This window comes from Pseudomonas graminis (assembly GCF_004364335.1).
GTDB lineage: Bacteria > Pseudomonadota > Gammaproteobacteria > Pseudomonadales > Pseudomonadaceae > Aquipseudomonas > Aquipseudomonas graminis_D.
The window spans coordinates 1-25295 of the sequence record NZ_SOCR01000002.1 but is presented as its reverse complement, the minus strand read 5'-3'; the positions used below and the strand labels follow the sequence as shown (position 1 = coordinate 25295).

At 64.0% G+C, this 25295-nt stretch carries 11 protein-coding genes; 6 read left to right on the top strand and 5 right to left on the bottom strand.

Going from position 1 to position 25295, the window contains the following annotated elements; genetic code table 11:
- Positions 1–202: 202 nt before the first annotated feature.
- Positions 203–799, top strand: coding sequence for a trypsin-like peptidase domain-containing protein (locus tag EC919_RS02555; RefSeq protein WP_133770940.1), 597 nt, complete (start codon positions 203–205; stop codon positions 797–799).
- Here EC919_RS02555 and EC919_RS02550 read toward each other — a convergent pair whose 3' ends face one another.
- The 4 genes from EC919_RS02550 to EC919_RS02535 form a co-directional block, all read right to left on the bottom strand.
- The gene (locus EC919_RS02550; protein WP_133770938.1) at positions 800–2008 is read right to left on the bottom strand and encodes an HlyD family efflux transporter periplasmic adaptor subunit; all 1209 of its coding nucleotides are present in this window, start codon (positions 2006–2008) and stop codon (positions 800–802) included.
- Positions 2005–4164 (bottom strand): type I secretion system permease/ATPase, encoded by a 2160-nt coding sequence (locus EC919_RS02545; protein ID WP_133770936.1) that lies wholly within the window; start codon positions 4162–4164, stop codon positions 2005–2007. The genes EC919_RS02550 and EC919_RS02545 overlap by 4 nt, the downstream gene beginning before the upstream one ends.
- Positions 4161–5615, bottom strand: coding sequence for a TolC family outer membrane protein (locus EC919_RS02540; protein ID WP_133771758.1), 1455 nt, complete (start codon positions 5613–5615; stop codon positions 4161–4163). The genes EC919_RS02545 and EC919_RS02540 overlap by 4 nt, the downstream gene beginning before the upstream one ends.
- 175 nt (positions 5616–5790) lie before the next feature.
- Positions 5791–18924, bottom strand: a complete 13134-nt coding sequence (locus tag EC919_RS02535) for a BapA/Bap/LapF family large adhesin (RefSeq protein ID WP_133770934.1) — start codon at positions 18922–18924, stop codon at positions 5791–5793.
- A gap of 622 nt (positions 18925–19546) precedes the next feature.
- On the opposite strand from EC919_RS02535, the gene EC919_RS02530 reads away from it, so the two are divergent.
- Complete coding sequence (locus EC919_RS02530; protein WP_133770932.1) at positions 19547–20038, top strand: helix-turn-helix domain-containing protein; 492 nt, start codon at positions 19547–19549, stop codon at positions 20036–20038.
- Positions 20039–20103: 65 nt separating this feature from the next.
- Here the strand turns inward: EC919_RS02530 and EC919_RS02525 are convergent, their stop codons facing one another.
- Entirely contained in the window at positions 20104–22059 is a 1956-nt protein-coding gene (locus tag EC919_RS02525) for a putative bifunctional diguanylate cyclase/phosphodiesterase (RefSeq protein ID WP_133770930.1), read from the bottom strand.
- A gap of 288 nt (positions 22060–22347) precedes the next feature.
- Between EC919_RS02525 and EC919_RS02520 the strand changes: the two genes are divergently transcribed.
- The 4 genes from EC919_RS02520 (at position 22348) to EC919_RS02505 (ending at position 25071) form a co-directional block, all read left to right on the top strand.
- Entirely contained in the window at positions 22348–22875 is a 528-nt protein-coding gene (locus EC919_RS02520) for a hypothetical protein (RefSeq protein WP_133770928.1), read from the top strand.
- Positions 22876–23128: 253 nt separating this feature from the next.
- The gene (locus tag EC919_RS02515; protein WP_133770926.1) at positions 23129–23440 is read left to right on the top strand and encodes a hypothetical protein; all 312 of its coding nucleotides are present in this window, start codon (positions 23129–23131) and stop codon (positions 23438–23440) included.
- A gap of 472 nt (positions 23441–23912) precedes the next feature.
- Positions 23913–24755 carry an OBAP family protein gene (locus EC919_RS02510; RefSeq protein ID WP_133770924.1) on the top strand — a complete coding sequence of 281 codons (843 nt, stop codon included), beginning with the start codon at positions 23913–23915 and terminating at the stop codon, positions 24753–24755.
- 91 nt (positions 24756–24846) lie between these two features.
- Positions 24847–25071, top strand: coding sequence for a DUF6555 family protein (locus EC919_RS02505; protein ID WP_133770923.1), 225 nt, complete (start codon positions 24847–24849; stop codon positions 25069–25071).
- Positions 25072–25295 lie beyond the last annotated feature (224 nt).

Genomic DNA, 25295 nt, shown 5'->3' with positions numbered 1-25295 from the left:
TGCTCTATGGGTCGATAAATTCAAATAGGTTGGATCCAATGAATTCTATGCATCGGTTGTAGACCAGCGGTAGGCTGAGCCTATTGATTTAGTGATGGCGCAATGACATATTCTCTCCGCCATCCACTCACACCCTTGGAAACAAATGCGCCCCTTCAAGTCACTTGTTGCAGCCTCAGTGCTGATCAGCGGGTGCAACGGAATGCCCACCGCTTTTACTCAGGATCCTGTCTTTGACCAAGCCTTCGTCGTCCACTCCGGTGCGCCGCTGCCCTATCTGTTGATGGGCACCGCGATCCAGTGGAACGAAGATTATGCTGTCACCGTCAAGCACATTCCCTACATCTCGGGCGCGGTGTTCCAGGGGCAGGGCGACGTGCAGTTCTTCAAGCACAAAGCCGACTCCGTCCCGATGTGGCGCTCGTACCAGCCGGGTGAAGAACTCACTTCAGTGGGTTACAACTCCGCCTATATGTCGGTGAAAGGCACAGGCCATGCGCTGCCGGCCATGGTTCGTCTGGACGCTAAAGAAGGCAACGTGATGTACGGCACCCATGATGGCCCGGTGGCCAAGGGTATGTCGGGCGGTCCGGTGTTTGCGGCAGACGGCAAGGTGGTGGGCATCACCGTCGCGTTGCTGACCTCCAGCGACCTGGCCAAGATCAAGCGCCCGGACCTGGCCAACCAGCCACGGGTCAGCATCTTCATGCCGTACAACGAAATCAACCGCGAATGGACCCGTTACATGGCGCAACTCAAGCCTGTCACGCCAGCGCCGACGAACCTCGCAGTCAATTGATCAACGCTCGCGCAGGGCTTCCCGGGCGCGGTTGAGGGGTTTGATGAGGTAATCCAGCACGGTTTTTTCACCGGTGCGGATGTCCACCGTGGCGATCATTCCGGGGACGATGGCAAAGGTCTTGCCTGCCTTGTTGCGCAGGACATCCGCGTCCGTGCGGATGTACACGCGGTAGTAGAAAATTTCCGGCTTCACCTCATCCTGAATCGTGTCCGGCGAGATGGTCACCACCTTGCCGTCGAGGCTGCCGTAGATCGAATAGTCATAAGCCGTGATTTTCACCTTGGCCTGCTGCTCGGGGTGAATGAAGGCGATGTCCCGGGGCGAGATGCGGGTTTCGATCAGCAGTTGCTCATCCAGCGGCACGATCTGCATCAACTGCCCGTTGGGCGGCACGACCCCGCCGATGGTGGTGACTTTGATGTCCTTGACGATGCCGCGCACCGGCGAGCGCAAGGTCAGGCGTGACAACGAATCGCTGCGGCCGCGGATCACCGCCGACAGCATCTGCGCCTCGGCGTTTGCTTTGGCCAGGTCTTCGCGGGCATGCACCATGTATTCGGAACGTGCCTCGGTGGCCTTGAGCTCAAGCTCGGAGCGCTGACGGTTCAGGCGCAGCACTTCGACCCGGCTTGAGGCGCCGATCTTCGCCAGGTTCTCGGTGATGTCCAGTTCGCTGCGCACCAGCTTCAGCGAGCTTTCGATGCCGGTCAGCGTTTCGCTCAGGCCCCTGCGCCGGGCGTTGAACAAATCGGTTTCGGCGCGGCGCAGCTCCGGATACTTGTCCAGCGACGCATCGAAGGTCAGCGGCTTCTCGCTGACCTCGGCCTGCAACCGATTGACGCTGGCCAGCGCCGCCCGGTATTTCGCCTCGCTTTCCCCAACGTTCGATTCACTCTTCACCGCATCCAGCTGGGCCAGCACCTGGCCGCGTTCCACCAGCGTACCTTCGCTGACGTTCAACTCCTTGATGATCCCGCCTTCCATGGACTGAATCAGCTGTTCCCTGGAACTGGGCACCACTTTGCCGGTGCCGGTGGAGACTTCGACGACCTGAAACCAGGCAGCCCAGGCGAGGAAACACGCCAGCATCACGGCGCAGATCCAGATGACCCGCACGCCGCCGGCGATGCTGCGCTCGTCCTGGCCATCGAGGTAGGTGACTTGATCGCCAAGCCGTGGCGTTTTTTCGGTTGTCAGTGCGTTCATGCCTGCGCTCCTTGCGGCTGCCTGAGTCGGGTGAGGGCGGCGTCGCGGTGGTCGTCGATGACGATGCGGCCGTTGTCCAGCACGATGATCCGCTCCACCAGTTGCAGCAGGCTGACCCGGTGCGTGGCGACGATGAGGGTGCGGCCCTGACACCAGGTCGACAGTTTTTCCAGCAACTGGCGTTCGGTGATGTCATCCAGTGAAGCCGTGGGTTCGTCCAGCAGCAGCACTTGGGGCTGGCGAATCAGCAGGCGTGACAGCAGCAAGCTCTGGCGCTGACCGCCGGACAGGCCCAAACCCCCTTCGAGAATCAGGTGATCCATGCCCTTGGGCATCTGGCGAACAAACTCCAGTGCGCCGGTCACCGCCAAAGCGGCAATGATTTCCTGATCACTGGCCTGGCCGGCGCCGAGGGTGATGTTGTCCCGCAGGGTGCCGTGAAACAGCCGCGCCTGTTGCGACATCAGGCCGACGTCCCGGCGCAGGTCGGCCGGGTCCAGGTGGGCGAGGGAGATGCCGTCGACGGTGGTCTCGCCGCTGGACAAATCCATTGAACCCGCCAGCGCCTGCAGCAGCGTGGACTTGCCGGCGCCATTGCGTCCGAGAATGGCGACGCGCTCGCCCGGCCGAATGTTCAGGTTGATGCCGCTAAGGGCAGGCGAGGCCTCTTCGCTGTACTTGAAGCCGGCCTGACGCAACACGTAATCCCCGCGAATGGCGGGCAAATGCACGCGCTGGCTGCCTTCGGGGTGATCGACCGGCATCTGCATCAGCCGATTGAGCCCTTGCAGCGCCACTTTCGCCTGTTGCCAGCGGGTCAGCACATGGGTCAGCTGGGCCATGGGCGCCATCATCCGCGAGGCCAGCATCGAGGCCGCCACCAGGCTGCCGGTGGTGAGGTCGCCGGCAATCACCATTGGCGCACCGAACACGATGACCACGGCAAACACCGCACCCTGAACGTTCTGGGTCCAGGCGACCAGGCTGTTGGTCAGCGAGCGCAGTTTCAGGCTGCTGTCGGCGGACGCAGCGTTGTAATGATTCCACTGTTGCTGGAAACGTTGCTCGGCCTGCAGCGCCTTGATGTCGTCCATGCCCTGCACGGTTTCCACCAGCATGGCGTTGCGCAGTGCGGCTTCGCGCATCGACGCATTGGCCAGACGCGCCAGCTTGCGCTGGGCGAGTACGCCGGGCAGCACCATCGCCACCAGCGCGACCAGAGGAATCAGCACCAGCGGGCCGCCAATCAGGTAGAACACCAGCAAGAACAGGAAGAAGAACGGCATGTCCGCCAGCGCCGTCGCAGTGCTGGAGGTGATCAGGTCGCGGATCTGCTCCAGCTCGCGCAGCTGTGAAATGAACGAGCCGGTGGATTTCGGCCGCGCCGAGTTGCGCAGGCGCAGGGCGTGACCGAAGACCAGGTCCGAGACCCGCAGGTCGGCACGCTTGCCCAGCACGTCGGTGATGCGCAGACGCATGATGCGCATGACGAAATCGAACACCAGGGCCAGCATCACGCCGCCAAACAGCACGTACAGCGTCGGCAGTGACTCGGCCGGAATCACCCGGTCGTAGACCTGCATGGAAAAAAGCACGCCGGCCATGCCCAGCAGGTTGGCGACCAGCGACGCCAGCATCACCTGGCGGTAGGGGCGCAGGTCACTGAGGACAATGCGCCGGAACCAGTGCTCGTCGTAGGGCTTGATGTAGTCGTCGGTGCGCACGTCGCTCAGGGGCTGAATGGGCCGCAGAACCACCGTACGCAACGCCTGATCGGCCAGCACCGCAGGGTCGATGCGGCTTTGCAGGCCTTGATCGCCGCTGTAGGCAATGCCCAGTTCGCCTTGCTCGCTGACACTTTCGATCACGCCGACCTGGCCGTCGCGCAGTTGCACCAGCAGCGGCGTGCGCCAGCGCGACAGGCTTTTGCGGTCGTAGTGGGCGAACTTGACGCTCAGGCCCGCCTGACGCGCCATGTAGCGGACCACTTCCTCGACGCGGCCCTCGCTGTTGGTCGAGGCCAGACGAATGCTCTCCGGCGACACGTCCAGGCGGTAATGCCGCGCGACGTTAAGGATCGCTTCAAGCCACGGTGAATAATCCGGACGATCAGGGCCTGCCGCAGGGGCTTCGGGGATGACGATGGTCTCGGTCATGGCAGGATCTCCACGTGCTGGATGGTGCTGTGATCGATGCCGAACGCGCGACGCAGCGCGCCGCTGTTGTACAGGCAGTCGATTTGCAGGCGGCGCAGGTCAGCCTGGGTGTTGGCCAGGTCGAAGCGCGACTGGTGGATCTCCTGCTCGGCGTTGAGCAGGTCAAGCAAAGGCCGGGTCCCCAGTTCCAGGTACTGCCGGCCGTACAGCTCGCGGGCTTCGGTGATGCTGCTCTGCCGGGATTCCAGCGAGCCGAGCCGGCGCGTCAGGCCCGACGTCTGCGCCTGCGCTTCGCCCAGCCCTTGCCGCGCCTGCAAGCGAGCGGCGTCTTCGGCGGAATCGGCGGCGGTCAGCGCATAGTTGGCGGCGCGACTCCGGGCGCTGATGGCGCCGCCCTGATAGATCGGCACTTCCAGATTGAGAAAGATCCCGGCCTGGGTGCGATTGATCCTCGAATTCTGGTCGTCGTAATGATCGTCCAGGTACTGGTTGATCGACGGCTGCAACGACAGTGTCGGGTAGGCTTCGGCCTTGGCCTGGGCCAGTTCGGCCTGGGCCTGGGTCCGCTGGGCGGCGGCTTGCAGCACGGCGGGGAGGGCATCAGTGCTGACTGGGGCGGTGCAGGCGTCGGTCATCGAGTTGCTGAAGGTGTCGCTGACCCGGGGCGGGGTCTGCCGACCGAGCAGGTTGGTCAGCGTCGACTGCCAGCGCGCGTACTGCGCTTTGTACTCTTGCAGCGTGGCCATGCCGCCCTCGGCGCGGGACTGCGCCTGGACCACATCGGAGCGGGTGCTGGCGCCCATGTCGCTGCGCTGTTTGGCCAGCTCGACGATGTCGCCGATGCCGCGGATCTGCTCCCGGGCGATGTCCACCAGACGCTGATAGCGCTGGACTTCGATGTACGCAAACGCGGTGTCGCGGCTGACCTGATCGATGGTCAGCAGAATGCTTGCCTGGCTACGTGCCACCTTGGCCCGGGCTGCTTCAACTGAGTTCGAGACCTTGCCGAAGTCGTAAAGCATCTGCTTGAGGGAAATGCTCACCGACTGGCTGCCGGCGTCGCTGCCGTAGCCGCTGGTGTATCCGCCTTTGATCCCGCCGGAGATCTGCGGGTAGTAACCGGCTTCGGCCACGTTGATGCCCTCGGCCTGTTGATACAAGGTGCCGATCGCCTCGCTGATGCTGGGGTGCCAGTCAACGGCGACCTTGACGGCCTGTTCAAGACCCAGGGTCTGGCTGTCCTCCAGGACCGCCACCGCCCCGGGCGGCGAATTGGCATTAGCACTGGCATCAGCGTTGACATTGGCTCCGGCCTTAGCAGTGCTTCTGGACTTGCCTGCAGGGCCTTCGCCCTTGCGCCTTGAGTCCTCGGGCCTGGCTTGCAGGCGCGACGGACTGATGCTGCGCAGGCCGGGATCGATCTGATCCTCCGCCAGCGCAACGGAAAACATCGGGTGACACAGGCCGAGGGTCAGGACGACCGCCGGCCATTTCTGCTTGCGAACGCGCTCCACATGGCTTCCTTACTGTACGAATACAGAGCTTCCCTTTTTAGGCAATCAACCGGCCGGTCGTAACGATCGACCGGTTGAACCTCGCCGCTGGCAGCGCCAGAGGGCGGGCTGATCAAACGACGTGAATACCGTTCTGCACCCATAAGTGATGGGTTGGATCTTCTTGCGGCGTGTACTGGGTGTAATCGACGCCATCGGCCTGTTGCGCACCGCCGGCGACCCAGGTGTTGGTCATGTGTACGCTGTCCTCGCTGCCCCCCTTGATGATCAGTGTGTTGTTGACTGCCGAGGTAATGGACACCAGGTCCGCCAGGCTGATGGTCAGCGCGACGGCGCTGGTGTGGTTCAGGTCCAGCACCTCGATGTTGTGGATCCGGCTCTGCAGATCGCCCAGGTTGATGGTCGCGTCGCCCCCGGCCCACAGCAGGGTGTCGGTGCCCGTGCCGCCGTCGACCGAGGCAAAGTGCTGGTCGGCGATGATCAGCGTGTCGTTGCCGGCGCCACCCTGGAGGGTGACCGCGCCGCCATGGGACCCGTCCAGCGTGTCGTTGCCCGCGGTGCCCTGAATCAGCTCGGCGCCAGTGGTGGCAACCGCAGTGGCGCTGTGATCATCGACGTTCGCTACGGTGGACAACGCGGCAAACGAGGTAGTGGTAACGGCACCGGCCTGTTCCAGATCAATGGTCAGCGTCGCCGTGTCGGTGGTGCCGTTGGGGTGCTTGAGCTGGTAAGTGAAGATGTCTTCATGGCCGATGACCGCATCGGTCTGGCCCGGCGTCAGGGTGTAGGTGTAGCGCCCGTCAGCCTGCACCAGCAGCGAACCGTAGGTGCCGACAATCGTGGTGCCGTTGTAGCCCGGCGTCACGTAATTGCCGGCCGCCAGCACATTGAGCACGGTGTAGGCCGAGCCCAGCACATCAGCCCCGCCGCCGGCCGTGTCGGTGAGCAGATTGCCCGCCACCGGCGTGTAGCTGCTGACGACGAACTGATTGGTGTAGGTGGCGTCATTGATCAGGCTGGCGTTGACGGTGCTCAGCAGGCCTACACCGCCCGTGCTGATTTTCACCTGATAGCTGCCGGCCGTCTGGTCGTCGAAACGGATGCCGTAGTTGCCCCCGCCCAGGTTTGCCAGCGCACTGCCGCCATAGCTCTTCACCAGCACGTACTGGTTGGTCGTGGTGTTGAGCTTGTACAGGCCGACGGTCATTGACCCGAGCAGACTCAGCAGGTTGCTCGAGTTGACCACCACCGTCAGGTCCGTGACGGTGCCGGCCGCCACACTGGTGGTCCAGGAGCCGTTCCCGGTGCCGGCCAGCGGGACGCTGAAACTGCCCAGCGTCGAGTTGGTGATGACCTCCTTGTTGACCAGGGTAATGTCGCTGACCGCGATGTCGTTGGTGGCGTCGACCAGCAAGGCCGGGCTGGCCAGGTTGGTATCGCTCCACACCTCGGTGGCCTGCGGGCTGTCGATGCGCACGTACAGATTGGCCGTGTCGCTCAGGCCGTTCGGGTGCACCAGCTGATAGCTGAAGACATCCACTTTGCCGACGCTGGTGACCGCGCCGTTCGGCGTGTAGCTGTAGTTGCCGCTGGCGTCGATGGTCAATGTGCCGTACAGCCCTTGCACCGTCGTGCCCGCGCTCGCGGTGACGTAGCTGCCGTTTTTCAGCACCTGCAACACCGCGCCGTTGTCCGGGCCGGTCACGTCCGCCTGGCCGTCAACGCCCGGGTTGGTGATGACGTTGCCGGTCACGGCGGCACCGGCCACCCCGTTGAACTGGGTCAGGCTGGTGACGTCCAGCTGCAGCTGCGTGGTGACCGTGGTCACCACGCCGATGCCGGTGCTCGACACGACCAGCCGGTAATCGCCACCCTGCAGATCGGCGATATTGACGCGCACGCCCTGACCGGTCAGGGCCACCAGGTCGAGCAGGCCACCGTTGCCATTGACGTCCAGGGTCACCCAGCTGCCACTGGCGTTCTTGACTTGCAGCGTGTAGACCACGCCGTCGAGCAGTGACACCGCGCTGCCGGTGGTCAGTGTCAGGGTCGGATCAAGGGTGGTGCCGCTGTTGACGGTGAACACAAACGCCTTGGAAAACCCTGCCAGCAAGGTGCTGAAGGAGTCCGAAACGTTCTGCGTGGTCTTCACCGGCACCAGGCTGACCGAGGCGGTGGCCAGATTGTCGCTGGCGATGACCGGGGTGTTGACGTCGATGTCCGGTGCGGTGACGTTGGCCGCCACCGAGAGGTTGCCCTTGATGTCGGTGAGGCTGACCAGCAGGGTTTCGCCGTTGATCTGCGCCGGTGCCAAGGTGACGCTGAACAGCCCTGTGGCCCCGACAGTGCCCGTCCCTAGCACTGCGCCGCCGGTGGACTTGATCTGCACCGTCGAGCCGATTTCCCCTGTGCCGCTGACCGTCAGGCCATCCACGCTGACCAGCAGCGCACCGGGTGCAGCAGGCGGTGTCAGGTCGGGCGCAATTGCGCTGGCCGAAATCGACACATTACCCGCAGCATCCGCCTGGGTGATGCTCAGCACCTGGTTGTTGATCTGCGCCGCACTCAATGCCACCGAGAAGCTGCCGTTGGCGGCCACTGTCGTACTGCCGAGCACAGCCCCGATTGCGTTGCGCACGGTCACCGTCGAGCCGGCGACACCGGTACCCGTGACCACCGAGCCACTGGCATTGACGCTCACCGCTGTCGGTGCGCCGGGCGGCGTGATGTCCGCGGCCACCAGGCTGCCGGCAGCCGACACGTTGCCCGCGACGTCGACCTGACGCACCGTCAGCGCCTGGCCGTCCAGTTGTGCGGCGTTGAGGGTGAGGTTGAACGTCCCGCCTGCGCCCACCGTTGTGGTCCCCAGCAGCGTACCGCCGGCGTTGAACACGTTGACCGTCGCGCCCGCTTCACCGCTGCCGCTGAGGGTCAGGCCGTTGGCGGCCAGAATCAGCGCGGAAGGCGGATTAGGCGCCTGAAGGTCGACGGCGGTGACCGTCGCGACGACCGACGCGTTACCGGCCACGTCCGCTTGCTGGACGCTCAACACCTGACCGTTCAGCTGAGCAGTGGAGAGCGAAACGACGAATCCGCCTGCCGCGCTGACAACCGCAGTGCCCAGTACGACGCCTGCGGCATTGGTGACGCGCACGGTCGCGCCTGCTTCACCGTTGCCGCTGACCTGCAAGCCTGCGCCGTTCAGCGCGACGTTGGTCAGCGCAGCGGGTGGTGTGGTGTCGACAGCACTGAGGTTGGCCAACAACGAGACGTTGCCGGCGACGTCACGCTGGCTCACCGACAGCAACTGACCGTTGAGCTGGGCCGCCGAGAGGTTGGCGCTGAACGTGCCGTCCACTGCCACCGTTGCGGTGCCCAGAACGACGCCGAGGCTACTGCGCACGGTGACCGTCGCACCGGCTTCGCCAATCCCGCTCAGGACCGTGCCGGCGCCATTAAGCACCAGCGCTGCGGGTGCATTCGGCGCGGTGATATCGGGCGCGGTGACCGGCAATGTGCCGGACTGCAAACCGACGCTGTCGGTCTGATACGCGTTGAGCACCTGACCGTTGGCCTGCGCCGTGCTCAGTACGACGCCAAAGGTGCCGCCGGCATTGACCAGCGCAGTGCCAAGGGTGATACCGGTGGCGCTGGTGATGGTCACCGTCGCCCCGGCCTCGCCGCGACCGCTCACCAGGGTGCCGGTGGCGCTGACCGCCAGATCACTGAGCACCGCCGGCGGCGTGGTGTCGACCGCCACTACCGCAGCCGGCAATGATGCGCCGCCTGCGCCGGTACTGGCCGTCACGCCCAGGCTTTCGCCATTTGTTTGTGCGGTGTTGAGGGTCACCGTGAACGTACCGCCGGCATTGGTGGCCGCCGTCCCGAGCACCGCGCCTGTTGCGCTGTACACCGTGATGGTGGTGCCCGTTACGGCGCTGCCGGTCACGCTCAGACCGTCGGCGCTGACCTGCAGATTGGTCGGCGCATTCGGTGGCGGGGTCACGGGGACGGTGAGGTTGAGCGTCCCGGACACATTGTTGCTCGCGTCCACCTGACCGACCGTGAGCACGTTGTTGGCCGTGACGCCGGGGGCCAGGGTGACCACGAAGGTGCCATTGGCCGCGACCTGCCCGGTGCCGAGTGTGACGCCGAGGGAGTCTTTGACGGTCACGATCGCGCCCGCTTCACCGCGGCCTGCCAACAGCAGGTAATCGGCGCTGATGGTCAGGTTGCTGACAGGATCAGGCGCCTGAGTGTCGGGCACTTGCTGGACCAGCGGCGCGGAGTGGTTGTTGGCGGCATCCGTCGCCACGATGGAGATGACTTGCCCGTTGGTTTGCGCTGGACTCAACGTGATCGAGTACTGCCCGTTGGCGGCCGCTTGAGCAGAACCCAGCAAGGTGCCATTGGCGGACGTCACCGTCACTGTGCTGTTGGCTTCGGCGGTCCCTTGCAGGATCGTGCCGTTGCCGGTGAGCGAGGTGAACACCGGCACCGCTGGCGGCGTGCTGTCCGGCGCGATGACCGCCACCGGCGTTGAATCGTTGAGCGCAGGGTCAACCTGCACCACCGACAGCGACTGGCCATTGAGCTGCGCCGTCGAGAGCGGAACGCTGAACGTACCGTCCGCGCGCACGATGGCGGTGCCGAGCGCAGGGGTGCCCGCCACCGACACGGTGACCGTCGCACCGGGTTCACCGCGGCCTGTGAGCGTCAGACCGTCCTGGCTGACCGCGAGGTTGGTCACGGCCAGGGGGTCGGTGACGTCGGCGGCCTGGTAAGCCACCGTGCCGGATACGTTATTGGCCGCGTCGGTCTGGGTGAGGTTGAGGGTTTGGCCATTGAGCTGGGCAGCCGACAGCGTGACGCTGAACGTCCCGTCGGTCTGCACCGTGGCGCTGCCAAGGCTGGCGCCGGTTGCGCTGGTCACCCTGACCGTGGCGCCTGCTTCACCGGTGCCGTTCAGTGTCAGGCCGTTGGCACTCAGCGACGTCACCACCGGCAGGGCTGGCGGAGTATTGTCCGGCGCTGTGACCGGCGTGCCCGCTGAGGGGTTGCCCGCCGCATCGCGCTGCACGATCGACAGCAGCTCGCCATTGATTTGCGGTACCGAAAGCGACACCGCGAAATTGCCGTCTACCCCGACCACGCCGGTGCCGACAATGTTGCCGGCGGCATCGGTGATCAACAGGCTGGCGCCTGCCTCACCGCGACCGCTGACCAGCACGCCGGTGTCACTGATTTGCACGTTGGTGACCGCTGCGGGCGGCGTCAGGTCGGGTGATGCCAGGGAGCCTGCCGCCGAGGCATTGTTAGCGGCGTCGGTGAGCACGACAAACACCGGCTGACCGGCATTTTGCGTCTGCGTCAGGGTGATCAGGAACTTGCCGTCGACCCCCACGGTGCCGGTGCCGACTTGCGTGCCATCGGCCAGGGTAACGCGCACCCCCGCGCCGGCTTCGCCGCTGCCGCTGAGCACACTGCCGGCGGCATTGAACTGCAGACCGGTGGCGACCGCTGGCGGCGTCAGATCCGGTGCGATGACCGTCGCCGGCACGCTGACGTTGCCGGGCGGGTCGGCCTGTTGAACGCTCAGCACCTGGTTGTTGATCTGCGGGGTGGAGAGGGTGACGCTGAAGGTGCCGTCCGTCAGCACCAGGGTGGTGCCGAGCAGGGTGCCGCTGGCATCGCGGACAGTGACAGTGGCACCGGCCTCACCGGTACCGGTCACCACCGCACCCGCGGCGTTGATACGCACGTTATCGAGCTGATCGGGCGGGGTGAAGTCAGGCGTGGTCAGGCTGGCCTGGGGCGACACGTTGCCCGTGGCATCCCGTTGCACCAGCGTCAACACTTCGGCGTTGGTCAGCGCCGGGACCAGCACCAGGGTAAACGCCCCGGTATTGCCCACCGTTGCGGTGCCAAGCAATGCGCCGAGGTTGTTGGTCACTGTGACGATTGCCCCGGCTTCACCGCGGCCGGTCAGCGTCGCGCCATCGCTGGAAATGTTCAGCTGGGTCAGGGCGAGTGGCGCCGTGGTGTCGACCGAGGTCAGGCTGCCGGGCACGGAAACATTGCCAGCCGCATCGGTCAGGGTCACCGCCAACAGTTCGCCGTTGGCTTGTGGAGTGGTCAGGGTGAGCTGGAAGGTGCCGTCGATGCGCACGCTGCCGGAGCCGACCAAGGCGCCGCTGGCGTTGAATACATTGACCGTGGCGCCGGGTTCACCGGTACCCGACAGCACCGCGCCGTCCGGCGTCACCGCCAGGGCGAGCGGCGCATTCGGGGCGATCAAGTCACGGGCTGTCAGCCCAAGGCTGGCGGATTCATTACCGGCCACGTCGGTCTGGAACACGCTCAGGGCCTGGCCGGCAATCTGCGGGGTGTTCAGCGTCAGCGAGAAATTGCCGTCGGCGCCCACCTGGCCGGTGCCGAGGATAGCCCCGCCAACGCCGAGCACCGTCACCGTTGCGCCCACTTCGCCGTGGCCGGTCAGGGTGACGCCGTTGGTAGTGAGCACCAGATCGGTGAGCTGCCCGGGCGCGGTGACATCCGCCGCCAGGTAACCGGTGGCCAGCGAGTTGATGCCGTCGCTGGACGTGGCGATGGCCGACAGCGACTCGCCGTTGAGCTGCGCGGCATTGAGCTGCGCACTGAAGGTGCCGTCGCCATTGACCAGCGCCGTCCCCAGCAGCACACCGGATGCGGTGCGGATACTGACGGTGCTGCCGGCGTTGGCGGTGCCGGTCAGGGTCAGGCCGTCTGCACTGAGGGCCAGATTGAGCGGCGCAGGTTCGGCGAGATTGCCGGGGGCAACCACCGTGCTGGCAGCGGACGCATTGCCGGCTGCGTCGGTTTCGACCACGGTCAATGTGCTGCCGGCCGCGGCCGCCGGGGTCAGCCCGACGGTAAAGCTGCCATTGGCTCCCACGGTGGCGGTGCCCAGCGTGTTGCCATTGGCGTCGCGCACGACCACCGTTGCACCGGCCTCGCCGGTGCCGCCCAGGGTCAGGCCATCGGCGCTGACGGCCAGGTTGCTGGCTGCAGCGGGTGCGGTGGTGTCGGCGGCCTGATAAGGCGCCGGCACCGAAACATTACCGGCGGCGTCAGTCGCCGTCACGCTCAGGCTCTGGCCGTTGAGTTGAGGGCTGGACAGGGTGACCTGGAACACGCCATTGGCCCCGGCGACCCCTGAACCCAATACCGTGCCGGACGCATCACGCACGGTGACGGTACTGCCGGCTTCGGCGTTGCCGCCTAACTGCACGCCGCTGCCGCTGAGCAACAGCGCCGTCGGGCTGTCCGGTGCGGTGAGGTCGACAGACGTGACGTTGACCGCCGTCGACACGTTGCCCGGCGGGTCTTCCTGGGTGACGGTCAGGACTTCGGCGTTGATCTGCGCGGTGCTCAGCGTGACGCTGAACGCGCCATTGGCCGCCACCAGCGCCGTGCCCAGCAGGGCGCCGGCTGACGTGCGCACCGACACCGTTGCGCCGGGTTCGCCCCGGCCGGTCACGGTCAGGCCGTCGGCGTTCACCGACACTTGAGTGAGGGCGGCGGGCGGCGTGATGTCCGGCGCCGTGAGGTTGGCCGATGGCGAGACGTTGCCGCTCGGGTCGGTCTGGCTGATGTCCAGCGCCTGGCCGTTATTTGGCGCAGGGGCGAGGGTCACGGTGAAAGTGCCGTCACTGGCCACCAGCGCGGTGCCCAGCAAGGTGCCGCCGGCGTCGAGGACTTTCACTGTCGCGCCGGCCTCGCCGGTCCCGGTGAGGGTGCTGCCGTTGGCACTGACCAGCAGGTTCTGCGGCAGGGCCGGCGGGGTGGTGTCCACGGTCGTCAGACTTGCACCGGCCGACACGTTGCCTGCCGCATCGGCGAGGGTCACGGTCAGCGGCGCGCCCGTGGTGACGGCATTGGGCAGCGTGACCTGGAACTGGCCGCTCTGGTTGACCAGGCCGGTGGCCAGGATGTTGCCCGCGGCATCACGAATGGTCACGGTCGCGCCAGCTTCACCGAGGCCATTGACCACGGTGCCGACATTGTTGATGGTCAGACCCGTTGCAGCGGTGGGCGCTGTCAGATCCGGCGCGACGATGCTGCCGGCCTGGGAGACGTTGCCCGCCTGATCGACCTGGGTCGCCGTCAGGGGTTGCGCGTCCAGTTGCGATGGGGTCAGCGCGATGGTGAAGATGCCATTGGCCGCGACGATGCCGGAGCCCAGCACGGTGCCGCCACTGTTTGTAATGGTCACTGTCGCACCGGCTTCACCGCGCCCGGTGACGGAGCTGCCGTCGGCGTTGATGGTCAGACCCGCCGGGGCTTCGGGCGCCGTCACGTCGCTGGCGACAACCAGCGCGGTGACCGAGGTGTGGCCCGCGTCATCGGTCGAGACGACGTGCAGGGTCTGCGCATTCAGTTGGGCGAAACGCATCAGGATGCTGAAGCGGCCGAAGCTGTTGACCCTGCCGCTGCCCAGACTGACCCCGTTGCTGTCGAGAATGGTGACTGTGCTGCCCGCCGTTGCCGCGCCGGTCATGATGAAACCGTCGGTGCTGATGGCCATGCCGTTGGGGGTCGCCAGCTGAGTGCCGTCCGGCCCCGCGAGGGAGACGGCGTTTGACGCGTTGCCGCTGGCGTCAGTGCTGATCACGTCGACGTTGGTGTTGTTTGCCGCCGGCGGATTGAGGCCGATAACGAACGTGCCGTCCTGGCCCACGGTGCCGGTACCGAGCAGCTGATTGGCCGGCCCGCGAACGGTGACGGTGGTGCCGGGCTCGCCGACGCCGGAAACGCTCGCGCCGTCGGGGCTGATGGCCAGGTTAGTCACATCGACCGGTCGGGTGGTGTCAGGTGCGAGCACCGGGGTGGCCAGCGAATCGTTGGCGCCATCGGTGGCGACCACTTGCACCGTCTCGCCATTTCTCAGGATCGGCGTCACGGTAACGGTGAAAATCCCGTCAGCCCCGGCAACGGCAGTGCCGATCTGAACGCCATTGGCATCCAGAATTTTGACCGAGCCGCCGGCCACCGTGGTGCCGGTCAGCAGGCCATTGCCGTCGAGCGTGAGGTTGATGACCGCAGGCGGTGCAGTGATGTCGGGCGCGGTGACAGACGCGGGCGCCGAGGGCAGGGTGCTGGCGTCGGTCTGGGTCACGTTCAGCACTTGACCGTCCAGCTGCGCCGGACTCAGGGTCACCGCGAAACTGCCGTTGGTCGCGACGGTGGCCGAGCCCAGCAGGGTGCCGTTGGCATCGCGCACTTGAACGGTATCGCCCGCAACGCCTGTCCCGGAAACGGTCAGGCCGTCATTGCTGATGCTGATTCCGGTGGGGGCGTCGGGCGCGGTGGTGTCCGGCGCGGTGAGAGAAGACGCCGGGGAAATGTTGCCTGCGGCGTCGGTCTGCTTGACCACCAGCACCTGGCCGTCGTCCTGGGCCGCGTTGAGCAGGACATTAAAACGACCGGTCGTATCAGCAGTGGCGGTGCCCAGCAGATTGCCATTGGCGTCCCGCACGTTGACCGTGGCACCCGGCTCACCCTGGCCGCTCAGCGTCAGACCATCAGCGCTCAGGGTCAGGCCGGTGGGGGCGTCTGGCGCCTGGATGTCCGCTGCTTGCAAGGGTACCGCCCCAGACGCCAGGGTCGAGCCATCGACCTGGGTGACGTTGAGCTCCTGGCCGTTGATCTGCGCGCTGGACAGGGTGACTTCAAAACGGCCGTCACTGCCGACCACGGCGCTGCCGAGGGTCGCGCCGAGGGCATCCTTGACGGTCACGGTGGCGCCGATCTGGCCGTTACCGGTGACGATCAGACCGTTCGCCGACAGATCAAGGTTGGTCACCGGTGCCGGTGCGCTGAGGTCCGGCGCAGTGACCGTGACCGGCAGCGACTGGTTGCCTGCGGCATCGGCCTGGGTGACTTGCAACAACTGACCGTCGGTTTGTGCTGTGGTCAGGGTCAGGGTAAAGCGGCCGTCGGCGCCGGCCTGGCCGCTGCCGATGACGTTACCGGCAGCGTCGCGCACCGTCACGGTGGCACCGGCTTCACCGACCCCGGTCAGGGTCAGACCGTTGCCGTCGAGAACAGGGTTGGTCACCGCCGTGGGTGCCTGGGTGTCCGGCGTGACAAACGTCACGGTGGCAGGTGCGCCGCCGCTGCCGTCACTGGCGCTGATCGACAGGCTTTGTCCGTTGTTCTGCGGGGTGTTCAAGGTCACGCTGAACTGCCCGTTCGCCGCGGCGATGGCGGTGCCGAGCACGTTGCCATTGACGTCGGTGACGGTGATCGTCGATCCGGCCTCGCCGGTGCCCGTCACCGTGGTGCCGCTGGCGTCGATGCTGATGGCGGACGGTTGCAGCGGGCCGTCGAGGTCCGGCGCGTTCACTGGCGCGACGGGTGATGGATTCCCGGCGGCATCATTCAGTACCACTTGCAGCGCCTGGCCATTGGTTTGCGCGGAAGCGAGGGTCACAGTGAAGTTGCCGGTCGCGGACGTCACGCCGGTGCCAATGACATTGCCAAGGGCGTCGCGTACTGAAACGGTCGAGCCCGGTTCGCCCCGGCCGGTCAGGGTCAGTCCGTTGTTGGCCACGCTGAGATCAGTGGCAGCGGTCGGACCAGTGATGTCGGGCGCGGTGACGGGCACGGTGACCGAGTTTTCGCCCTGACCGTCGACCGCGACCACGTCGAGCACTTCACCGTTGGCCTGGGCCGGGTTGAGCACGACAGTGAAGCTGCCATTAGTGCCAACCGTCGCACTGCCGACCAGCACGCCGTTGGCATCACGGACCTGAACCACCGAACCGGCGCTCGCGGTGCCGCTGAGTTGGGTGCCGTCGGCGCTGATGACCAGACCGGAAGGTGTCGCCGGACCACTGGCGTCCGGCGCCGTGACCACCAGCACGGGGGACGGCAGGCCTGCAGTGTCGGTCTGGGTGACTTGCACCTGATCACCGGGGTTGGCCGGTGTCGTCAGCGAGGTTTGAAAAGTGCCGTTTGCCCCGACGATCGCAGTGCCGATGGGTGTGCCGCCGGCACCGACGATGGTGACCGTGGCGCCGGCTTCGCCTTTGCCGGAGACCTGCGTACCGTCAGCGCTGATCACCACATCGGTGACTTGTGCGGGTGGTGTGGTATCGGCGGCGGTCAGCTCGGCCGAGGCAGAGTTGCCGGCCGAATCCGTCGCACTGACGTTGAGTTTTTCGCCGTTGAGCTGGGCGCTGTCGAGGGTCACGCTGAACGTACCATCCAGAGCGGCGCGGGTGGCGCCGATGACGGCGCCCGACGCATTGCGCACGAGCACGCGAGAACCTGCTTCGGCACGACCGGTGAGGGTGAGGCCGTCAGCCGACAGCACGAAGTCTGAAGGCGCCGCCGGCGGCGTGGTATCCGGTGCTTGCAGGGGAACGTTGGCGGAGGTGTTGCCGGCGGCATCGGTCAGGGTGACCTGCAGCGGCTGACCGGCGTTTTGCGGCGAGTTAAGGGTGATGTTGAACAGCCCGTCAGTGCCCACGACGGCTGTGCCGAGGACGTTGCCGTTGGCATCGATGACACTCGCGGTGCTGCCGGCTTCGCCACGACCACTGACGATCGCGCCATTGCCACTGATGGCAATGCCGGTCGGGGCATCCGGCGGCGTGACATCTCCGCCGGGAGGCGTGACGTCAATGTCCGGCGCCTGGGCCTGAGCCGGTGGGGAGACGTTGCCGGCGGCATCGACCGCATTGACGGTCAGCGACTGGCCGTCAGTTTGCGGCGGATTGAGGCCAAGGCTGAAGGTACCGTCTGCGCCGACGGTGCCGCTGCCGAGCAGGGTGCCATCGGCGGCACGCACCTGAATGGTCGCGCCGACTTCGCCGGAGCCGGTGATGCGCGTGCCGTCTGCGCTGACCACCAGGTTGCCGGGAGCGTTGGGTGCAGTGGTGTCGACCGGTGGAACGTCGATGTCCGGCGCGAGCGCTTGAGCGGGTGGCGAGACGTTACCGGCGGCATCGACCGCGTTGACGGTCAGCGACTGGCCATCGGTTTGCGCCGGGCTCAGGGTAAGGCTGAAGGTGCCGTCTGTTGCAACGATGCCGCTGCCCAGCAGGGTGCCATCGGCGGCGCGCACTTGAATGGTGGCACCCGCTTCACCGGAACCCGTCAACCGGGTGCCGTTGGCACTGACGGCCAGATTGGCCGGCGCATCGGGTGGCGTGGTGTCGCCTGGCGGGGTGACGTCGATGTCCGGCGCCAAGGCTTGAGCAGGCACGGAGGTATTCCCGGCGGCGTCGGTTGCCGTCACGTTCAGCGACTGGCCATCGGTTTGCGCCGGGCTCAGGGTAAGGCTGAAGGTGCCGTCTGTTGCAACGATGCCGCTGCCCAGCAGGGTGCCATCGGCGGCGCGCACTTGAATGGTGGCACCCGCTTCACCGGTACCGGTCAGCACGCTGCCCGTGGGGTTGACCGCCAGGTTACCCGGCGCAGCAGGCGCTGTGGTGTCTGGCCCTGGAGGTGTTCCGCCGTCGGTATCGGGCGTTGGCGCCTGGGTGGAAGGGGATACGTTGCCGGCGGCGTCGGTGGCGCTGACCGCCAGGGGCTGGCCGCTGGTTTGTGGAGGGTTGAGCGTCACGCTGAAGCTGCCGTCTGGTGCCACGACACCGCTACCAAGCAGGGTGCCGGCGTTGTTTCTTACCTGGATGGTTGCGCCGGCCTCACTGGTGCCGGTCAGCAACGTGCCGTCGGCACTGACGAGCAGGTTGCCAGGGGCCACGGGCGCGGACGTGTCAGCGGCGTTTCCACCGCCACCGCCACCGCCACCGCCGCCGCCACCTGCGGCCCCGCCCGCTGCCGCCGCCGCACCGCCGGCGCCCAACAGGCCGAGCCCGGCAATCGCAAAAGTAGGGGTCGCACCGCTGACCACGCCAGCGTCGGCGATGAGCTGATCGAGAGAATCGACTTCGTCGAAGGTAAAACCATTGAAGGACTGAGTATCGTACTGCGCCTGCCAAAGCGTGCCGTCTTCGCCCTGGAACACCATGTCGCTGTTGGGGCCATCCGGAGCGGTGTTGAAAAAGTTGGCGACTTTGATGTGCTCGCCATTTTTCAAATTCACGACAAGGTCTTGCCCGTTTCGGGAGACTGAAGCGACTTGGCTGGGTGGGACGGGCATTTGCACAACGGACGGGGAATTGAGTGAAAGATCTCCCCAGGTTTTAGCAGTAAGTTCGGAGGTTGCTTTATTGGCGACAACAATATTGTCCATTCTGACAGTCCTTTTCTTCGCTTTTAGCACTACAACAACGCGGTTAATGGCGTGTCATACCAGCCGCCTGATTGATCGAGTCAGGCGCAATTTTGGTTCTTGTTTGGGTGAAAGCCGTTTGCCATTAATCTAGATCGGATCCATTCGAGATCAATGGAAAATTGTTTGACGGTTATCTATTTGACTAAATTGTTAATGGATAACCCTATGATTCTATTAGGAATACAGCGGTATCGGTGATGGTGTACCGGTCGTCGGCGCGTTTGCGCAAACCTCTCCATATGGGGGGAAAACGTTTGCGTTTTAGCAGGTCGACTACAGTTGGATGAACAATGACTGCGGGGATTTGCTGGATTTCGTTGGGTACATCCAGCTGAATGCCCGACGGGGATATAGACGTCCCGCTTTTTTCAGGCTGACACCTGTAGATCGGGAAGGGGGCTGACTTAAAACCGGGCAGTCGAGATGCCGGCCAAATACTTGTTCGCTCATGTTGCAAACGCTGTAAGGTGGTGAGTTCCCACCGTACGAGGCTATTTCGCTAACCCAGGAAGCTCGCACTCCAGCCCCCCATTGCACCCACCGCTCCATCGCGTGGCGTGAATTCAGCAGGAGTTTGCTCATGGAAAAGCTTGGCACGCGTTTGAGAAAAGAACGCAAACGGTTAGGTCTGACGCAAATTGCGTTCGCCAGAATCGGCGGCGTCGAACCTAACGCCCAGGGTCACTACGAAAGCGGCCATCGATCACCCAAGGCCGACTACCTTCAGCGCGTCTGTGACGCTGGCGTGGATATGCATTATCTGTTCTCCGGCAACAGTCTGCTGGGCACTGTGGACAGACTGGATGCAGACGATCAGACGGCTTCAGGCAGGATGCTCCCCAGCAATAATCGCGAAGTGATCATTTCAAATCGCAATGCGGTCGGCATTCTGGGCACGCTGCACCAGACCCTGAACGACACGACGCAGGTCATCGCCGACGTCGCCACCTCCTTCAGTACGCGCCACGTGGACACCCGCGAAGAGCAATTTGCCGCCCAGGTGCGAGACTTTCAGGAAGACTCGCGACGCTTCATTGGTCTGGCCATGCTGAAAGTCCAGCACAGCGCCTGATCGGCAACGCCCGTTGCCATCTTCTCAGCGGCAATAAGCGCCGCTGTGCTCTTCCCGCAACCACTTCACAGAACGATCGCCGCCACCGGCACGCCTGGCGTTGAGCCGATCCACTCCAGGGTTTGCGCAAGGGGCATCGGCCGTGAGAACAGATAGCCCTGAACCAGCGTGCAGCCCAGGGTCCGCAAGGCCTCCAGCTCCGCCTCGGTTTCAACGCCTTCGCTGACGCACTGCAATTCCATGTCCTGACTCAACGCCAGCAGCGATTTGACGATCTTGAAGCTCGCGGCGTTCTGGTGAATATCGGTGATGAACGAGCGGTCGATCTTCAGCTTGGTCAGGGGCAGGGCGTGGAGCTGGCTCAGGCTTGAATAGCCGGTGCCGAAGTCGTCCAGGGAAATGCCGCAGCCCAGTTCCCGGAATGCGTTGATCGCCCTTTGCGCCTGGACGAGGTCCTTGATGACGGCGGTTTCAGTGATTTCCAGGTCCAGCCGCGAGGCGCCGAAGCCGCTCAGGCGAATTACCCCGATCAACTGTTCGACAGCGGCCATCGACGAGCAATCGTGAGCCGACAGGTTGAACGCGAGCCTGACATCGGCAGGCCACAGCTGCGCCGCGTTCAGGGCTTTTTCAAGCAGCGGCGGCGTCAGTCGGTTGATCAGGCCAATGCGTTCGGCCACACCGATGAAGTGCCCCGGCGCGACGCTGCCCAGCTTAGGGCTCATCCATCGGGCCAGCGCTTCGAACCCCACCGTGCGCGAGGTGCGGATGTCGACGATCGGCTGGAACACCAGGGTGAATTCTTCAGCGACATTGGCCTGGCGCAGGCCCTGCTCGGTGAGCATGTCGCGCTTGAGGCGCTGATGCTGGCTTGGCGAGAACAGGCACAGCTCGCCGGGTGTTTCGCGCTTGCTGGTGTACAGCGCGTAATCGGCGAACTCATAGGCCTCGGTCGAGGTGCTCGCCAGGTCCGGAAACACCACCAGGCCCATGGACGCGCTGATGCTGACCTGAATGTCGCCGATCACAAACGGCTGACGCATGGTCCGGCACAGCGACTGGCCTTGTCTGATCAGGTCGCTTTCGTCGCCGGCCCTGACGATGATCAGCCCGAACTCATCGCCGCCCAGGCGAGCCACGTGCAGCTGCTCACTGGCAAACGCGCGCAGCCGTTGGCCAACCTGGCGCAACAGCTTGTCGCCCACGCCGTGGCCATAGGAGTCGTTGATCGGCTTGAAACCGTCCAGATCGATCATCCCCACTGCCAGTCGCGTGTCGTGGTGCCGGGCCTGCGCGAGTTCACGGTCGAGCAGGTTGAAGAACTGTCGCCGGTTGGGCAGGCCGGTGAGGCTGTCTTCGTTGGCCAGCCGTTGATTGTCATCGCTGAGCTTTTCCGTGCGGATCTGCATGTTCACCAGCCGGGTGAACTCGCCGTAATGGTTCTGCAGCACCACGATCATCGCCAGGGAGACGAGGAACACGTTGGCCGCCATGGCGGTATACGTCGCGTTGCCGGCATTGGCAAAAAACGCCACGAAGGCGATGTTGACCACCGCCGTGGTCATCATCGCCGCAGACGGCAGGTGCATCAGACAGAAGATGCAGACGATCACCGTGATCGCCATGTAGAACGCCACGTGGGATTTGGTGTACGTGTCGCCATAGGGAAACAGCAGCAGCGCCCAGATCGTGAAGCCGAACGCGATGAACACGGTGAGCTGGTTGGTGCGGGTCAGCTTTCTGAAGATGTGCTCGGTGGTGATGGGCTGACTGCGGCTCTGCCACCAGAGGACCGCGCGCACGGCGCCGACCAGGGTCAGCAACAGCGGAATGTAGACGGTCAGCCACAGCGGAGCGATGCCGTAATGGGTAGCCGCGAGCGCGAGGGTGTTGATCAGCAGGATGACGTACATCATGGGCAACTGTCTGGACAGCGCGATGTATTGCGCTTCCATCAGTCGCGTGTTGTCCCGCTGGACGCACACCAGCGCTTTCAATTGATCAAGAGACGGGAATTTCATGAATAGGAACCCAACGCGCGCAATAAGAAAAAATCGGCGAACCCACAACTTGCAGCGCTGCAGAACGTTATGACTGTTAGAGGATATCGGCGGCGGGGTAGGTTTCTATAGCCAGTGCAGCGCTTGAGACGGCGGGCGGTCCGGCTGGCTGGCGCTGTGCAAAAAAATGACTTTTTGCAGCGATGCCTTGCCCAATCAAACATGCGCAACGCATGGGCGCGTGGCGACGCTGCGCAAACACTTGCCGCCAATAGAATTCGTGCACACCTTGGGAAGGATGAAAAAGCAATGGTAATAGCCTGTCTGGGTTGGGGCTCATTGATATGGAAGCCGGATGGACTGCCGCTCGCCAGTGAGTGGTTCATGGACGGGCCGGCGTTGCCGGTCGAATTCTCGCGAATCGGTGACGGCGGCGAGCTGGCGACGGCGATCTGCCTTAACGCAGCGCCGTGCAGGGTACTTTGGGCGGTGTTGGCCACCGATTCACTGGAGCAGGCGTGCCGTGCGCTACGTGAGCGTGAGCAGATTCCTGCCGAGCGCGAGGACGGAATCGGTGTGTACCTGCCGGGAGCTTCTGCAACCGGCCCTTTGGCCCAGTGGGCCCACGAGCGTCAGGTCGATGGGCTGATCTGGACGGCACTGCCGCCGCGTCTTGGCAGCGAGGGGCGTTTGCCGACGAGCGAGGAGGCGTTGGCGTATCTGCGAGGCCTGTCGGGCGAGAAGCTCGATCATGCCCGGGATTACATTCTTCGGGTGCCGGCCCAGATCGACACGCCTTATCGCCGTGAAATCCAGAAGCAGTTGGGTTGGACGTGACAGGCCGGCCACGCCACGCCACGCCGGTCTTAAGCTGCAACTGATGCTTTGGAACCGTCTGTTTGGGTGGATGCCGAGCGGCGTCCCCTGTCAGATGAAGATTCAAGCGTACTGGGCGCCGTGAGTCCCGATGAACTAAAGATGCGGCCGATGAAACCTTCCCGTTGTCTTCGCTGGTCAACCGCGTCAATCGCGGGACGCTTTGCCAGTGCAACTAGCGACGGCCACTTATTAACCCAATCAGGAGTCTTCAATGTTTAACCGTGGTGATGTCTATCAGAGCTGGGCGCAACTAACGCTTCAACACGAATCCTACAGCGAGGCGGCGGAAAACGGTTGTCAACTGGAAGTTCGCGCCCGTGCCAATGGCGACCTCGTCGAAGTATTGGTCTGTGTTTATGCTGCGGACGGTGAAAGGGTGGTGGAGCATCTGTTCAGACTGCCGGGGTCGGAATGGACCGTCGAGCAAGGGCTTGAACGGGGGCGCGATCAGGCGGAGCGCATTGCCGTTGGAGAGCCTGTGGACTTGCCGGTCGCTGAGACGTTAAGGCTGGAGAGCGACTGACTGCCTCACAATCGTTCGCAAAGTTGCCCGGGTTTTCGTTAGCGGGTGTCATGATGGCTCTCCGATATCAGCCAATGGGTGGTGTCCACTGCCACTGGGGGCAACTCATACGATGAACTGCGCGGTTGAATGAGTGAGAGGCGTTGATGAGTACGGATGAGTGGTGCGAACTCTTATTTGTCTTTATGCGACACCTATCCGAATGAATGACTTACCGCTAAAGGCGTCATTAATTCATCTCTTTGGTTGATAGAGAGGTCAAACTAAAGGGCTCAAGTTGTCTTCAAGCCGCTCGTCTCGAAAATTGAAATTAAGGATGAACATCCGGCAGCGGTGCAGGGTCAACTTTTTACCGGCGCATTGTCTGCGCCGACTTATGCACTTGTTTCGATCAATGGGTTTCCCCGCCCAGTTAGAACGCGGCACGAAGCCGCCCTTGAAAGCCTGAGGCCTCAATTTATGGAGACTTTCAATGCGGTTATCCCTTGAGAAGAAGCTGGCCTCATTCACCCCGAGCCTGGCCTTGTCGGTCACGTTGGCCTGTGGTGCGTTGAGTGGATGCGCGGGTGATGACACTCGCTCCAGTGTGCCGAGTCCCGGCAAGCCGACCAGCGCAACCCTCAGCGTACTCGACGCGGGTGCCGCGACGTTGCAGTCGCGTCCGCCCATCGAAGCGCTCAATGCGTATCTGGATGGCTTTCATTTTTATAACGGCCATCCTGATGTGCAGATGGAAGCTCATCACTATTGCTCGGTGCTGAGTGAAGAGTTCATACAGTGCGTGATTTACGACGGCAATGTCCGGGATGCCAAGTTGATGGGGGTTGAATACATCATCAGTGCTGAACTCTTCGCGACACTGCCAGCCGGCGAGAAGCGTCTCTGGCACAGCCATGCCCATGAGGTGAAGTCGGGGCAACTGGTCGCGCCGGGTATTCCTGCCAGCGCCGAACACGCCTTGATGGCCAAACTGGCCAATACCTATGGCAAGACCTGGCACACCTGGCACACCGATCAGGACAAGCAACTGCCGTTGGGCGTGCCCCAGTTGATGATGGGCTTCACAGCGGACGGCCAGGCGGACCCGGCCATGGTCGAGCAGCGCAACCACCGCATGGGCATCGATACCCGGGAGAAACGCTCGGAACGCGCGGACATTCAAGTGCGGCCCGTGCTCAAGGGCGCCGACGCCTGGCAGCACGGCGATACGGTGCAATTGGCAGACCCTACCGGTCGCGGCCACATCATGCAGCCCGCTAAACCTTCGCCGGCGGGTACCAACAGTCGATCTGCGGCGCCACAAGCGGATCCCTAGTTCTGCAGCTCCACCCGAATGCGGTGAGTCAGTCGTCCACCCAAGATGGAAACCACATAACGCAATCGAACCTGTGAACGAGATCCAGACCATGCAACATACCCAACACTACCGCATCGAATACCTTTTCCATGGCAAGCCACGCTGGTTCTACGTGTGCGCCAAGCAAATGGATAACGCTGAGGCGTGGCACTGGGCTGCAGTGGACGCCGGCGTGGCCGACATCCCCAAGTACCGGAGCGACAGAGCCATCAAACTCTCCAAGCCCAAGGCCGAGCGACTGGGGATAAATGCGGTGACCTGGAAGCCGGCGTGAAGCAGTGCAAGTGGTGGCGTGCATCAGTGCGCATTTCCGGCTAAAGCGGGGGTGTCAGAAATTTTGTGTTTGGGCATAACATGAGTAGGAGGTGCATGTATGCCAACCAAAAAGAAACCTGCGTTGCGTGAGCTACCGAAAATCCCTAAGGAGCTGCTTGAGCAGTTCGGCGGCGGATTGATGACCGCTGAAGCCATCGAGGACGCCTCTGCGGCGTTCAAAAA